The following is a 12,132-nucleotide window of genomic DNA, read 5'->3' as shown; positions in this document are numbered from 1 at the left end:
GGCTCGGCGGTCGTGACCGCCGAGCCGACGAGGCTGGGGAGGCGCGAGGTGCGGTTTCGCGAGCGAAGCGAGCGGGAGCACGGAAGTCGCCGCCCGCGCAGCGAAGCGAGCGGGAACGGCCTCCGGTGGTGCGGTCGCGGTCGGCCGGGGCCACGGAGGCGTTCGCCGCGCGGTCGACGAGACCGCACCGTGGAAGACCGACCGCACCGCGGGAGACCGTCCGGACCGCAGGCGACCGCCGGCGTCGAGCGCGTTTAAAACAGCGTCGGGCTGGCGAGCAGTCCGGCGGTGACGACGAGCCCGACGGAGACGGCCGACGCGCCGTAGAGGAACGGCTTGGCGTCGCGGGCGGGCTCGCGGAGCTTGTCGGCGTCGAGCCCGTCGGCCAGCTTCGAGCCGGCGACCTCGACGAGCCCGGTCCCGACGAACCACAGCCCGAGCATCGTCAACACGAGGTGGCCGCGGGGCGTGCCCGTCATCGCCTCGAACGTGTACAGCGTGCCGGCCATGTGGCCGCCGGAGAGGACGAACGCGAGCGCGCTGATCCGCGTGATCCAGCGCAGGCGGCCGACCACCGAGTCGAGCGCCGCGGTCCCGATGTCGCCGCGGAGCGCGGGCGGGAGGACCGCGAGGGTGACGAACAGCACGCTGCCGACCCAGAGGACGGCGAAGCCGACGTGGACCGACCACATGACGGGGTTGAGAACGTCCATACCCGGCGGACGCCCCGGGCACACTTATATACCGGCGAGACGCCGCGAGGGCGGAGTCGTCCCGGAGACGGTTTTTAAATATCTCGCACGTGTAGCCGGCGGTAATGGCCCTACTCCAGAAGCTCAAAGAGAAGCTCGGATTCGGGAGCGGTTCGAGCGGACGCGAGTCCGGCGAGACCGAAGTGACCGTCGAGCGCGAGTCGGAACCGGCGGCCGAGCCGGCAGCGAGCGACGACGAGGCGACTGAGAGCCACGCCGCGACCGACGAGACCGGGGGAGCGGCGGAGAGCCCGTCCTCGGCCGACGAGACCGACGAACCCGCGGCGGCCGTGATCGACGAGGCGGAGGCGGGAGCGGCCGGGCCCGACGAGGGGTCCGAGGGCGGTGAGTCGGTCGCGGCGGAGACGGAGGCCGCGGCCTCGACCGAGTCGCTCGTCGACGACGCGGCCGACGAGGCGGCCGAGCCGGCGGAGGCCGCGGCGGGCGGCGACGACGACATCGCGGTCGACGGCGACGACCGCGGCCCGAGCGTCGAGGAGATCAAGGGCATCGGTCCGGCGTACGCCGAGCGGCTCGCCGCGATCGACATCGAGACAGTGGGCGACCTCGCCGGCGCGGACGCCGCCGCGGTGGCCGAGGGGGCGAGCGTCGGCGAGAAGCGTGCCGCGACGTGGATCGACCGCGCGAACGAGTTCTGAGGCGGGCCGCGTTCGAGCGACCGCAACTGTTTCCTCGCCTCCGGCGAAGAGCGTCACATGAGGCGAGCGGTACACACCGATCGGGACCGGTTCCGCGCGGTCGCGGCCGCGGCGACGGACGGGGCGCGGGTCCCGGTCGAGCTCCGGGTCGCCGTCGACGACCCCTTCGCGGCCTTCCGCCGCGCGCGAGACGGCCCGGGCGGGATCTTCTACGAGACGACCGGCGGCCAGTCGGGCTGGGGATACTTCTGCGTCGACCCGATCCAGCGGGTGACCGTCTCCAGCGAGGCGGTCGTCGCCGACGCGGGCGGCGAGCGCGGCGGATCCGGGGCGAGGGGCGGCGCGAGGCCCACTGGCGACTACCGACGCCCGTCGCCGTCGCTGGCGGCGTTGGAGGGCGTCCTCGACGGCGAGACGCTGGCGCGCGGCGACTGCGAAGTGCCGTACCCGTGCGGCGCGTTCGGCTGGCTCTCCTACGACGCCGCCCGCGAGCTCGAGGACTTCCCGCCCGCCGCGCCCGACGGCCCGGGAGCGGTCGACGACCGCGGGCTCCCCCGGCTTCAGGCCGCGCTGTTCGACCGGGTCGCCGCGTGGGAGTGCCCGGTCGACGCCGACGGCGGCTCCGAGTCCGTCTCGCTCCGCGTCACCGCGTGTCCCCGCGTGCCGGACGGGCTCGACGACCCGGCGGACGATCGCGACGCGCTCGACGCGCTGTTCGACGAGGGGCGGGACCGGGCAGCGGCGCTGATCGACCGGATCGAGGCCGGCGATCCGGCGTCGGAGGCGGCCCCGGACCCGACCGCGGCGCACGCGACCTTCGAGAGCGACGTTGGCCGCGAGGGGTACGCCGACGCCGCCCGGCGAGTCAAGGAGTACGTGCGCGAGGGCGACACGTTCCAGGCGAACGTCTCCCAGCGGCTGACGGCGCCGGCCGCGGTCCACCCGGTCGACGCGTACGACGCGCTCCGAGCGGTGAACCCGGCCCCATACTCCGGGCTGATCGAGCTCGGCGACCGCCCGACCGGCGTCGACCTCGTGAGCGCGAGCCCGGAGCTCCTCTTGGAGCGGGAGCCGACCGACGACCCCGACCGCGGCGCGCGCCTCGTCACGGAGCCCATCGCGGGGACCCGCCCGCGAGGGGACACCGAGGCGGCGGACGCGGACCTGGAAGCGGAGCTGACCGGCGACGAGAAGGAGCACGCGGAACACGCCATGCTGGTCGATCTAGAGCGAAACGACCTCGGCAAGGTGTCGCGGTTCGGCACGGTCGACGTGAGCGAGTACCGCCGCGTCGACCGCTACAGCGAGGTGATGCACCTCGTGAGCCTGATCGAGGGGGAGGCGCGGCCGGACGTGGGGCTCGCGGACGCGGTCGCGGCCTGCTTCCCCGGCGGGACGATCACGGGCGCGCCGAAGCCCCGGACGATGGAGATCATCGACGAGCTGGAACCAACGCGTCGGGGGCCGTACACCGGGTCGATGTTCGCGGCCGGGTTCGACGGCCGGGCGACGCTGAACATCGTCATCCGGACGCTGGTGCGGCACGCCGCCGAGTACCACCTCCGGGTCGGGGCCGGGATCGTCCACGACTCCGACCCGGACGCGGAGTACGAGGAGACGCTCGCGAAGGCGCGGGCGCTGGTGGGCGCGGTCGACGACGCGCTCGCCGCCGGCGGCATGGCGGTCGACGAGCCGGCCGAGGAGGTGGCGGAGCGATGACGGCCGGCGGGGCCGACTCGGGGACCGCCACCAGACCGGCCGACGGGGGCTGGCGTCCGGGCGCGGGCGACGCCGACGCGCGGATCCTCGTCGTCGACAACTACGACTCGTTCGCGTACAACCTCGTCCAGTACGTCGGCGAGGTCGCCGGCGCGGTGACGGTCCGGCGGAACGACGCGGTCGACCTCGCGGCCGTCCGCGCGCTCGACCCCGACGGCGTCGTCGTCTCTCCGGGGCCGGGAACCCCCGCCGAGGCCGGGGTATCGACCGCGCTCTTCGAGCTGGACCGGCCCGTGTTCGGCGTCTGCCTCGGTCACCAGGCGCTCTGCGCGAGCCGGGGGAGCCGGGTCGGCCACGCGCCCGACGTGGTCCACGGGAAGCCCTCGACGATCACCCACGACGGCGAGGGCGTCTTCGCCGGCCTCCCCGACCGGCTCCGCGTCGGGCGGTACCACTCGCTGTGCGTCGAGCGCGAGGACCTCCCGGACGAGCTGGTCGAGACCGCCCGCACCGAGGACGAGCGCGAGGTCGTGATGGGCGTGCGCCACCGCGAGAAGCCGCACGTCGGCGTCCAGTTCCACCCGGAGAGCATCCTCACGCCCCGCGGGAAGCGCATGGTCCGGAACTTCGCGGAGGTGTGCGAGCGATGAGCGGCGCGGGCGGAGGGGCCGAAGCGACCGGCGACGGCGACTCGCTGCGATACCACGTCGACGGCGAGGTGGTCCCCGCCGGCGAAGCGACCGTCTCGGTGGAGGACCGCGGGTTCGCCTACGGCGACGCGGCCTTCGAGACGATGCGCGCGTACGGCGGCGACCTCTTTCGGTGGGACGCGCACGCGGACCGGCTCGCGGACACCTGCGAGACGCTCGGGTTGGACCACGGGATCGCCGACGCGGAGCTGAGACGGCGGGTCGACGAGACGCTCGCCGCGAACGACCTCGCGGACGCGTACGTCAAGCTCTCCGTCACGCGGGGCGTCCAGCCCGGCACGCTCGACCCGCGGCCCGAGGTCGACCCGACCGTGGTCGTGATCGCGAAGCCGCTCCCCCGCGGCGGCGTCGGGAGCGATCCGGTTCACGACGGCCCCGCGGCGCTCCAGACGACCAAGGTCCGCAAGCCCGCGAGCCGCGCGCTCCCGGCCGCGGCGAAGACGCACAACTACCTCAACGGGATCTTGGCGCGGCTCGAACTCCGGGTCACGGGCGCAGACGAGGCGCTCATGCTCGACCCGGACGGCAACGTCGCGGAGGGCGCGACCGCGAACCTCTTCTTCGCCGACGGGGCCGCGCTCCGGACCCCGTCGCTCGACGGTCCGATCCTGCCCGGCGTCACCCGGGCGACCGTGATCGATATCGCGGAGTCGGAGGGGATCCCGGTCGAGGAGGGGACGTACGCCCCGGACGCGGTCCGCGAGGCCGACGAGGTGTTCCTCACGAACTCCACGTGGGAGGTCCGTCCCGTCGCGACCGTCGACGGCATCGCGGTCGACGGCGACGGCGAGGGGGTGGCCGGACCGCTCACGACCCTCCTCTCGCGGCTGTTCGACCGCCGGGTCGAGGAGCGGTATTACGACGGCGAGCGGCTGTGATCGGCCGAAACGCCGCCGTTCCGGCTCTTTCGACCGATATCGGGCGCACAGTTATGCCGCCGGACACCGTAGATGACGGATGGCAGACAACAAGGACGGACGGGAGAAACAGGCGGCCGACGAGGAGCGACGACAGCGCGAGCGCGAGATCGACGAGGAGTTAGCCCGCGGCGACGAGGCCGAGCCGCCGGTCGACGACGCGGCCGTCGACGCCCTCGAGGCGGCGCTCGAACCGCTCTCGTTCCCGGCGACGGGCCGCGAGGTGGTCGCCGCGGTCGGCGACCGGGAGCTCGAGTCGCCGGCGCGCGCGTACACCGTCGCCGAACTGATCCCCGACGCCGACGTGGAGGCGTTCGACGCGCCCGCGGCCGTCTCGGAGCGCGTCCGGCGACCGGCGGTCGCGGCGGCGATGAAGCGGGTCGTCGAGGCGGCGGCGGAACTCCCGAACGAGGAGTTCGGGCGGTCGCAACGCGAGGCGTTCGAGCGGACGTTCCGCGCGCTGAGCGACGTCGACGAGCTAGACGACGAGGAGGGGGTCCGCGCCGTCGCCGACTGGGTCGTCGACCGGATCGCGGAGACGGAGTCGGTTCCGGGGTCGCGGGCGGTGCGCCGAGAGGGGGCGAGCTACTGCCGAGACCACGGCCACGAGGTCCGCGACGACGAGTGGCTCTGGGTCTGACGGCGGTCGCCCGGAGGCGACAGATCCGCTCGGCCGGGGAACGCACAACGTTCAAGCCGGTCGCCGGCCTCCCACGGACATGGACGAGAGCCGCCGGATCGCCGGCGTTGAGGAGGTTCCGGAGGAGAGCACGCTGCTCGCGACGCTGCGCCCGATCGACTCCGAGACGGTCGACGAGGGCGAGGGCGACCTCGGGGAGGGCGAGGACGGGTCGCCGGAGGTGGAGGCGGTCCTCACCCGGGCCGCGGGCGAGGTGCGCGCGTTCCGGAACTACTGCCAGCACTGGACGGACGTTCGCCTCGACAAGGACGACGGGGCGTTCGTGCGTAACGGCGAGGTGTTCTGTCAGACGCACGGGGCCACCTTCGAGGCCGACGGCGGCTACTGTAACTTCGGGCCCTGCGAGGGGGCCGTCCTCGAATCGGTGGGCGTCGCGGTGGCCGACGGCGCGGTGTACCTCGACGACGACGCCTACGAGTTCGTCCGGCTCGGCCCCTCCGCCGGGAAGGGCGACGGCAGCGGCTCGCGGATCGACTTCACCGGGAACTGAGCGCCTCGGTCGGCGAGCGTCGTCGACGCGTCGGCCCGATCAGAAGCGCGTCCGACCGCCGCCCCCGCCGCCGGCGTCGTCGCGGCCGAGCGCCTTCTTCAAGAAGTTCATCCAGCGCTTCCGGTCGGCGGCCTCCTGCCGCTTCGCCTCCGTCTCCGGGTCGGGCGCGTCGAGCCCCTCCAGCGCCTCCAGCGCGCGGTCGATCCCGATGATCGACGACGCCAACCGCTCGCCCTCCTCGTAGCTCACCTCGTTCTCCTCGATCGGTTCGAGCCGGTCGAGCCGCTCGCGTCGGAGGTTCCGCTTCGCGCGGTCGACGCGGTCGCGCTCGCCGGCCGGGACCGAGTCGCGGCGCTTGATCTCGAAGACGAACGACCGCAGGTCGATCGCCTCGCCCTGGATCTCGATCGACTCCGGGATGTCGACGCCGAGCGTCGAAGACTCTCGGTTGACCCGCTCTAAGAGCTGTTTCCGCTCGAACTCCTTCACGCCCGTCCGGTAGGCGGCGGGCGTACTTCGCTCCTTCGCCCGGCGCGGTCAGGCCGACAGCGCCGGCCGCTCCCGCGCCGGGAGGTAGAGCCGAACCACGTTGCCGCGGGGCTCCCGGCGCTCGAACTCGAGTTCGCCGCCGAGCGACTCGATACACCACTTCATGACGAAGAGGCCGACGCCCGTCCCGTGGCGCGTGTTCGTCACCTCGCCGAACGCGTCGAGCGCGTCGACCTCGACCGACGGGATGTGCGGGTTCGCGTCGGCGACCCGGATCTCGACCCGTCCCGTGTTCGGCGACGGACGGACGGTCACCTCGACGGTGGGCTCCGGCTCGTCGGCGTGCCGGACCGCGTTCTCGACCGCGTGCCGGAGCGCGTGGTCGAACGCGGCGTCGACATGGACCCACATGGGCCGGCGCTCCGCGACGACGAACTCGGCGTCGGGGTGCGACGGTTCGAGCGCGGCGACGACGTCGCGGACGGCGTCGGCGGCCAGTCGGTTCGTGCGGGGCGTCTCAGACCGGCTGACGGCCTGCTGTATCTCCTTGACCGAGGTCGCGACGCCGCCGAGCCCCACCGCGGCTTCCCGCGCGTCCGCGGCGGCCTCGCGAACCCCGTCGTCGTCGGTCGTCCGGAGGACCTCGCCGGTGTACCCGATGATCTTGTTCGCCTCGTTCCGGAGGTTGTGACGGAGCACGCGCCAGAACAGCGTCTCGCGCCGGCTCGCGGCGTAGTGGTCGGTGATGTCGCGGACCTCGGCGAGGACGTGTCTCGCGGTCGTCTCCGCTTCCGCGCCGCTCCCGCCGTCTCCTCGCACGGCGTCGGTTTCGCCCTCCGCCTCGCCGCGCCACGGCGAGAGCGAGACGCGGACCCAGACCAGCTCCCCGTCGGCCCGCTTGATCCGCCACGTGAACACCGGGGAGCCGCCGGCGGCGGCCTCGCGGAGGCGGTCGGCGAACTCCGGCTCGGAGAAGCGGTACGTGTTTGCGGTGTACCGACCGACGGACAGTCCGCGCAGCTCCGCGGTCGAGTACCCGACGAGCGACTCCAGTCGGTCGTTCGCGCTCTCCACGGTGCCGGCGGCGGCGTCGAACAGCGCGATACCGACCCGAAGCGAGTCGTACGCCGGGGGCAGTCGCGCGTGCGGCTTCGCGGCCATACGGGTGGACTCGTCTTCCGCCCGGTGATGGGGCTTGCTAAGAGGGCTATATAACGCTCCGGTGCCCTCGGGACCGCCGGGGTTTTGCGCGCGCGCCCCGAACCGCGAGGCATGGAGTCGCTCGAAGCCGAACTCGCCGCGGCCCGCGCCCTCGACGTCGCCGACCTCGCGGACGCCATCGAGTCAGTCGGGTTCGAGTGTACGCGCTGTGGCGGCTGCTGTACCGGCTACGCCCCCGACGAGCCGGGCGGCGCGCCCGCGGGAGAGGGGGTCGACGAGGCCGGGACCGACCGCCGCGACGACGGCGACGCCGAGTCGGGCTGCCACGGCGGCGACGCCGACCGCGAGCCCCACACCGCGACCGTCTTCCCGGACGAGGTCCGCCGGGTCGCCGACGCCGCCGAAGGCGAGTCCGGCGAGGCGTACGACTGGCGCGACGTGGCCCGGCCGATGCCGTTCGGACTGGAGACGGACGCCGACGGGGATCCGAGCGGGGAAACGTTCGAGTGGGCGCTCGCGACCGACGGCTGCGGCGACTGTACCTTCTACGAGGAGTCGGACGGGGAGGGCGCGTGTACGGTCCACGACGCCCGGCCGCTGATCTGCCGGACCTACCCGTTCAGCGTCGCCCTCGACGGGACGAGCCCTGTCTCTTATACACATCCTGATGGNGGCGGGCGTCGTCCGCGCTCACGAGTGCGAGGGGCTCGGCCGCGACATCTCCCGCGGGGACGCCGAGGAGCTGGCCGCCGCGCTGAAGGAGCGCGCGGTGCGGGAGTTAGAGGAAGCGATCGGCGTCCGCGACGGCTACGACCCGACCGCCGGCGAGCGGACCGACGGCGACGTCGTCGTCTTCGACTCCGAGGGACCGAAGGCGGCCGACGGGACCCCGATCGGCGGCGAGTAGCGGGCGCGGTCGGACTGGGTCGTTCCGCCGTTCCGGTTCTCAGACCACGTCCAGCGCCGCGTCCACGTCCGCGCGGATCGCCTCGCGGTCGGCCTCGTCCGGGAGCGTGAGCGGCGGCCGGACGCGGGGGTCGGGGACGAACCCGCGGTGCGCGGCCCCGACCTTCGTCGCGGGCGCGAAGCCGTGGTCGGCGCAGCGGGCGAACAGGGGCGCGACCGCGCGGCGGTGGAGCGTCAGCGCCCGCTCGTCGTCGCCGTCGCGGATCGCCTCGCCGAGCGCGACGAAGACCTCCGGGATCACCTGCGAGAGGGCGTGGATTCCCCCGTCGACGCCGAGGCTCGCGCTCGGGTAGAGCTGCGCGTCGACGCCCTGGAAGACGGCGAAGGAGTCTGGCGTCGCGCCGAGCTTCGCCTCGAGGTCGGTGAGGTCGCCGGTCGTGTCCTTCATCCCGATCACGGACTCGCGGCCCGCCGCGTCGGCGAGGACGTCGACGTCGATCGACTCGCCGACCGTCGCCGGGATGTCGTACAGGAGGACCGGGAGCGGCGGGTCGTCGACGACGCCGTCGAGGAACGCCCGCTGCCCCGCCGGGTCGGTCGACGCGTGGTAGTACGGGAGGGTGACGAGCCCCGCGTCGGCTCCGGCGGCCGCGGCGGCCGACAGGTGGTCGCGGACCCGGGAGACCGCGGTGTCGGCCGCGCCGGCGATCACCGGGACCCGCCCGTCGGCCGCGTCGACGACCGTCTCGACCGCGGTCCGGCGCTCGTCGTCGGCGAGGCTGGCGAACTCGCCGGTCGTCCCGCAGGGGACTATCCCGTCGAGGCCGACCTCGACGAGCGCGTCGACGTGGCTCGCGAGCGCGTCGGCGTCGACGTCGCCGTCGGCGTCGAACGGGGTGACGATCGGGGGCGAGACGGCGGCGCGCGGGAGGTCGAGGACCGGCATGGGCGGCCCTTCGCGCAGCGGCGACAAAGGCGTTGGTGCCGCGAGGGGTCGCCGGTCGCGAGCGCGCCCCCGAGTCGCGAGCGTGGCCTCGAGTCGCGCCGTCAGTCGGCGGTGACCGCGTCCGCTTCGGCGGCGGCGGTTCCGCGGTCGCGACCGCGGTACTCGTCGGACAGTCCGAGCGCGAGCGAGCCGAGCCCGAGCAACAGGACGAGCGACTCCGCGACCCCGCCGACCCACGGGAGGAGCCCGATCAGGGCGACCGCGACGACGCCGAGGAGGAGGGCGAGCCACCGGTTCGGACTGTCGAGCCGGTCGAGGACCAACGACCCGAGGGCGTACTGCCCGTAGACCGACCCGATCCAGATCGCGACGCCGTAGGCCGCGAAGCCGACGAGCGCCACCGGGAGCCCGACGATCGTGATCGCGACGAGGAGGAGGGCGAGCGGGGTGACCACGAGCGCGAGGAGGCCGACGCCGCCGCTGACGAGCGGGTCGGTGCCGACGCGGTCCCCGACCGCTCGGGAGAACCGGGGGAACGCGAACAGGAGGACCGCGCCCAGCGCGAGGTCGGCGGCGACGCCGTACGCGGTGCCGACCCACGAGGGCAGGAGGTCTCCGCCGCCGCCGATTCCGGGCCCGCCGCCGCCGAGGCTCGGATCCTCCACGACGCCGCCTGTGACCGACGCGTCCGGGCTCTCGGTGAACGTCTCGGCGTCGTACCGGAACTCGCCGTCGACGACCGCGTTCGGGCCGAGGACGACCGAGTCGGCGGCCGCGCGGACGTCGCCGCCGACCGCGCCGTCGACCGTTATCGAGCCCGCGCCGACGTCGAGCGAGCCGTCGACCCGTCCGGTATCCGTCAGTTCGAAGGAGCCGGCTCCGACCTCGGCGTCGCCGCCGATCGCCCCGTCGACGGTCACGGTGCCGGCGGCGGCTCGGAGGCTCCCGTCGACGCGACCCGTCTCGGCGATCCGGATCGACCCGGCCGCGCCGGAGACGTCCCCCTCGACGGTGCCGCGCACGACGATCGTCGCGGCCGCGGTCTCGACGCTGTCGACCGTCTCGCCCTCGGCGACGACGACGGAGCCGGACGGGCTCTGTATCGACTGGGCGGCGGCGATCCCCGTCGCGAGCGGCGAGAGGAGCGCCACCGCCGCGAGGACGAGGGCGATTCTGCGGCGCGTGCTGTCGTCTGAGAGGACCATGCGCGGGGGTTCTCCGTCGAAGCACATATGTCTACTCGTCAACTGGTCCCGGGGGAGCCGCGGGGACCGCCGCGACGCCTGACTGTGTCGGCGGTACAACTATACTGGACCGCGACTAGCCTTCGATGGAGTCTACTATGGAAATCTCCGAGAAGCTCCTCTGTCTGTTCAGCGCGGAAGTTCGCGAGACCGACGACGGCGAGTACGTCGTCGACGTGCCCAACCGAGAGGTCGACACCGGCTCGCTCGAACCGGGCGAGACGTACCGCGTCGCGCTCGTCGCCCACGACGGGGACGCCGCCTCGGCGGACGACGCCGACGCCTCCTCGACGCGGAGCGACGACGGGCCGCAACCCCCGGTCGAGCCGGGCGAGATGCGGTACGTCGAGATCGAGGACCTCGGCAAGCAGGGCGACGGGATCGCCCGCGTCGAGCGCGGGTACGTGATCATCGTCCCCGACACCGAGGTCGGCGAGCGCGTGAAGATCGAAGTGACCGAAGTGAAGTCCAACTTCGCCGTCGGCGAGGTCGTCGAAGAGGCCGGGTGATCGGCGGCGAAGCAGTCGGCGCGTCGGCGTCGATCGATAGGTGAAAAGGCGGAAAGTCGAGTACGTCGGCGGGACAGGCCGGATCCGGCGCGTCGCGCCGGGCTCACTCCTCGTCCGCCACCCGGGCGTCCCAGTACGACACCGAGGCGACGTAGTCGCCCGGGATCGTCTCCCCCGCGAGCTCGTCGGCCGCCCGGAACGGCCTCGCGATCGGGCCCGGCAGTTCGCGGTAGAAGCCGTACGGCAACACGAAGTCGTGCTCCTCGTTCGCGAGCGTGAGCCCCGCCTCGCCGAGCATGGCGGCGACCTGTCGCTCGGAGTAGAGCCGCGAGCCCATGGGGAGCAGCCAGGTGTACAGCGTCCGGAGGCTGCGGCTGTTGAACGTGTCGAAGAACACCTGATCGCGGCTCACTCGGCGGAGCTCCTTCGCGAACGGCGTCGGGTCGTCCATCAGGTGGAAGAAGCGCATCGCGACCACCGTGTCGAAGTGGTCGTCGGGGAACGGGAGCCGCGAGGCGTCGCCGCGGAGGAACTCGACCGTGTCGGCGTGGCCGGCGGCCGCCACCTTCTCGCGGGCCTGTTCGAGCATCTCGCGCGAGACGTCGAGCCCCACGATGTCCGCCCCTTGGTCGGCGAGCATCGTGGTGAACCGGCCGGTGCCGCAGGCGACCTCCAGCACGCGGTGCCCCGGGTCGATCGGTCCCAACGCGGCGAGAACGGCCGCTTTCTCCCGTCGATCGATGAGCTGTCCGCCCCCGGAGAACCGGAGGTCGTCGTACTCCTCGGCGACCTCGTCGGCCTGATACCAGTCCTGTCCCTTCACGTTGTCCGTGATGGACGCCGGACCGACAAAACCGTACTGGATGCGGTCCGCCGCGGACCCCGGTGCGGTCGGTCGGCTTCGACGCCATCGCGGGCGCTGCGATCGGT

General features: G+C 73.3%; 13 protein-coding genes and 1 pseudogene. 8 read left to right on the top strand and 6 right to left on the bottom strand.

Annotated elements, in window-relative coordinates; translation table 11 throughout:
- Positions 1-254: 254 nt before the first annotated feature.
- Positions 255-713, bottom strand: coding sequence for a hypothetical protein (locus C464_RS13220; protein WP_006114252.1), 459 nt, complete (start codon positions 711-713; stop codon positions 255-257).
- Positions 714-817: 104 nt separating this feature from the next.
- Between C464_RS13220 and C464_RS13215 the strand changes: the two genes are divergently transcribed.
- The 6 genes from C464_RS13215 (at position 818) to C464_RS13190 (ending at position 5,947) form a co-directional block, all read left to right on the top strand.
- The gene (locus tag C464_RS13215) at positions 818-1,411 is read left to right on the top strand and encodes a helix-hairpin-helix domain-containing protein (RefSeq protein WP_006114251.1); all 594 of its coding nucleotides are present in this window, start codon (positions 818-820) and stop codon (positions 1,409-1,411) included.
- 57 nt (positions 1,412-1,468) lie between these two features.
- Complete coding sequence (locus C464_RS13210; protein WP_006114250.1) at positions 1,469-3,130, top strand: anthranilate synthase component I family protein; 1,662 nt, start codon at positions 1,469-1,471, stop codon at positions 3,128-3,130.
- Complete coding sequence (locus C464_RS13205; RefSeq protein ID WP_006114249.1) at positions 3,127-3,780, top strand: anthranilate synthase component II; 654 nt, start codon at positions 3,127-3,129, stop codon at positions 3,778-3,780. Before C464_RS13210 ends, C464_RS13205 begins: the two co-directional genes overlap by 4 nt.
- On the top strand, positions 3,777-4,718 hold the full coding sequence (locus tag C464_RS13200) for an aminotransferase class IV (RefSeq protein ID WP_006114248.1): 942 nt from the start codon (positions 3,777-3,779) through the stop codon (positions 4,716-4,718). Before C464_RS13205 ends, C464_RS13200 begins: the two co-directional genes overlap by 4 nt.
- A gap of 79 nt (positions 4,719-4,797) precedes the next feature.
- Entirely contained in the window at positions 4,798-5,397 is a 600-nt protein-coding gene (locus C464_RS13195) for a DUF5789 family protein (RefSeq protein ID WP_006114247.1), read from the top strand.
- 79 nt (positions 5,398-5,476) lie between these two features.
- The gene (locus C464_RS13190; RefSeq protein WP_006114246.1) at positions 5,477-5,947 is read left to right on the top strand and encodes a Rieske (2Fe-2S) protein; all 471 of its coding nucleotides are present in this window, start codon (positions 5,477-5,479) and stop codon (positions 5,945-5,947) included.
- 39 nt (positions 5,948-5,986) lie between these two features.
- Here C464_RS13190 and C464_RS13185 read toward each other — a convergent pair whose 3' ends face one another.
- Together C464_RS13185 and C464_RS13180 are read right to left on the bottom strand one after the other, a co-directional pair.
- Positions 5,987-6,436 carry a DUF5788 family protein gene (locus C464_RS13185; RefSeq protein ID WP_006114245.1) on the bottom strand — a complete coding sequence of 150 codons (450 nt, stop codon included), beginning with the start codon at positions 6,434-6,436 and terminating at the stop codon, positions 5,987-5,989.
- Between the two features lie 48 nt (positions 6,437-6,484).
- Positions 6,485-7,597 carry an ATP-binding protein gene (locus C464_RS13180; RefSeq protein WP_006114244.1) on the bottom strand — a complete coding sequence of 371 codons (1,113 nt, stop codon included), beginning with the start codon at positions 7,595-7,597 and terminating at the stop codon, positions 6,485-6,487.
- Positions 7,598-7,708: 111 nt separating this feature from the next.
- Here C464_RS13180 and C464_RS13175 point away from each other — a divergent pair.
- A pseudogene (locus C464_RS13175) lies at positions 7,709-8,504 on the top strand (YkgJ family cysteine cluster protein).
- 39 nt (positions 8,505-8,543) lie between these two features.
- Here C464_RS13175 and C464_RS13170 read toward each other — a convergent pair.
- A complete protein-coding gene (locus C464_RS13170) occupies positions 8,544-9,449 on the bottom strand; it encodes a dihydrodipicolinate synthase family protein (RefSeq protein WP_006114242.1) in 906 nt (301 codons plus the stop codon).
- Positions 9,450-9,550: 101 nt separating this feature from the next.
- Positions 9,551-10,654 (bottom strand): bactofilin family protein, encoded by a 1,104-nt coding sequence (locus C464_RS13165; RefSeq protein ID WP_006114241.1) that lies wholly within the window; start codon positions 10,652-10,654, stop codon positions 9,551-9,553.
- 137 nt (positions 10,655-10,791) lie between these two features.
- Here C464_RS13165 and C464_RS13160 point away from each other — a divergent pair, with 137 nt between their 5' ends.
- Positions 10,792-11,202 (top strand): TRAM domain-containing protein, encoded by a 411-nt coding sequence (locus tag C464_RS13160; RefSeq protein WP_006114240.1) that lies wholly within the window; start codon positions 10,792-10,794, stop codon positions 11,200-11,202.
- 103 nt (positions 11,203-11,305) lie between these two features.
- On the opposite strand, the gene C464_RS13155 is transcribed toward C464_RS13160, so the two are convergent.
- Positions 11,306-12,025, bottom strand: a complete 720-nt coding sequence (locus tag C464_RS13155; protein WP_006114239.1) for a class I SAM-dependent methyltransferase — start codon at positions 12,023-12,025, stop codon at positions 11,306-11,308.
- Positions 12,026-12,132: the final 107 nt, after the last annotated feature.

This window comes from Halorubrum coriense DSM 10284 (assembly GCF_000337035.1).
Lineage (GTDB): Archaea > Halobacteriota > Halobacteria > Halobacteriales > Haloferacaceae > Halorubrum > Halorubrum coriense.
This window is presented reverse-complemented; position numbering and strand designations above follow the sequence as displayed.

What these genes read in the sequence shown, in the direction of transcription:
- C464_RS13220 (WP_006114252.1), bottom strand. Translation starts at nt 713, where the DNA reads ATGGACGTTCTCAACCCCGTCATGTGGTCGGTCCACGTCGGCTTCGCC.
- C464_RS13215 (WP_006114251.1), top strand. Translation starts at nt 818, where the DNA reads ATGGCCCTACTCCAGAAGCTCAAAGAGAAGCTCGGATTCGGGAGCGGT.
- C464_RS13210 (WP_006114250.1), top strand. Translation starts at nt 1,469, where the DNA reads ATGAGGCGAGCGGTACACACCGATCGGGACCGGTTCCGCGCGGTCGCG.
- C464_RS13205 (WP_006114249.1), top strand. Translation starts at nt 3,127, where the DNA reads ATGACGGCCGGCGGGGCCGACTCGGGGACCGCCACCAGACCGGCCGAC.
- C464_RS13200 (WP_006114248.1), top strand. Translation starts at nt 3,777, where the DNA reads ATGAGCGGCGCGGGCGGAGGGGCCGAAGCGACCGGCGACGGCGACTCG.
- C464_RS13195 (WP_006114247.1), top strand. Translation starts at nt 4,798, where the DNA reads ATGGCAGACAACAAGGACGGACGGGAGAAACAGGCGGCCGACGAGGAG.
- C464_RS13190 (WP_006114246.1), top strand. Translation starts at nt 5,477, where the DNA reads ATGGACGAGAGCCGCCGGATCGCCGGCGTTGAGGAGGTTCCGGAGGAG.
- C464_RS13180 (WP_006114244.1), bottom strand. Translation starts at nt 7,597, where the DNA reads ATGGCCGCGAAGCCGCACGCGCGACTGCCCCCGGCGTACGACTCGCTT.
- C464_RS13170 (WP_006114242.1), bottom strand. Translation starts at nt 9,449, where the DNA reads ATGCCGGTCCTCGACCTCCCGCGCGCCGCCGTCTCGCCCCCGATCGTC.
- C464_RS13165 (WP_006114241.1), bottom strand. Translation starts at nt 10,654, where the DNA reads ATGGTCCTCTCAGACGACAGCACGCGCCGCAGAATCGCCCTCGTCCTC.
- C464_RS13160 (WP_006114240.1), top strand. Translation starts at nt 10,792, where the DNA reads ATGGAAATCTCCGAGAAGCTCCTCTGTCTGTTCAGCGCGGAAGTTCGC.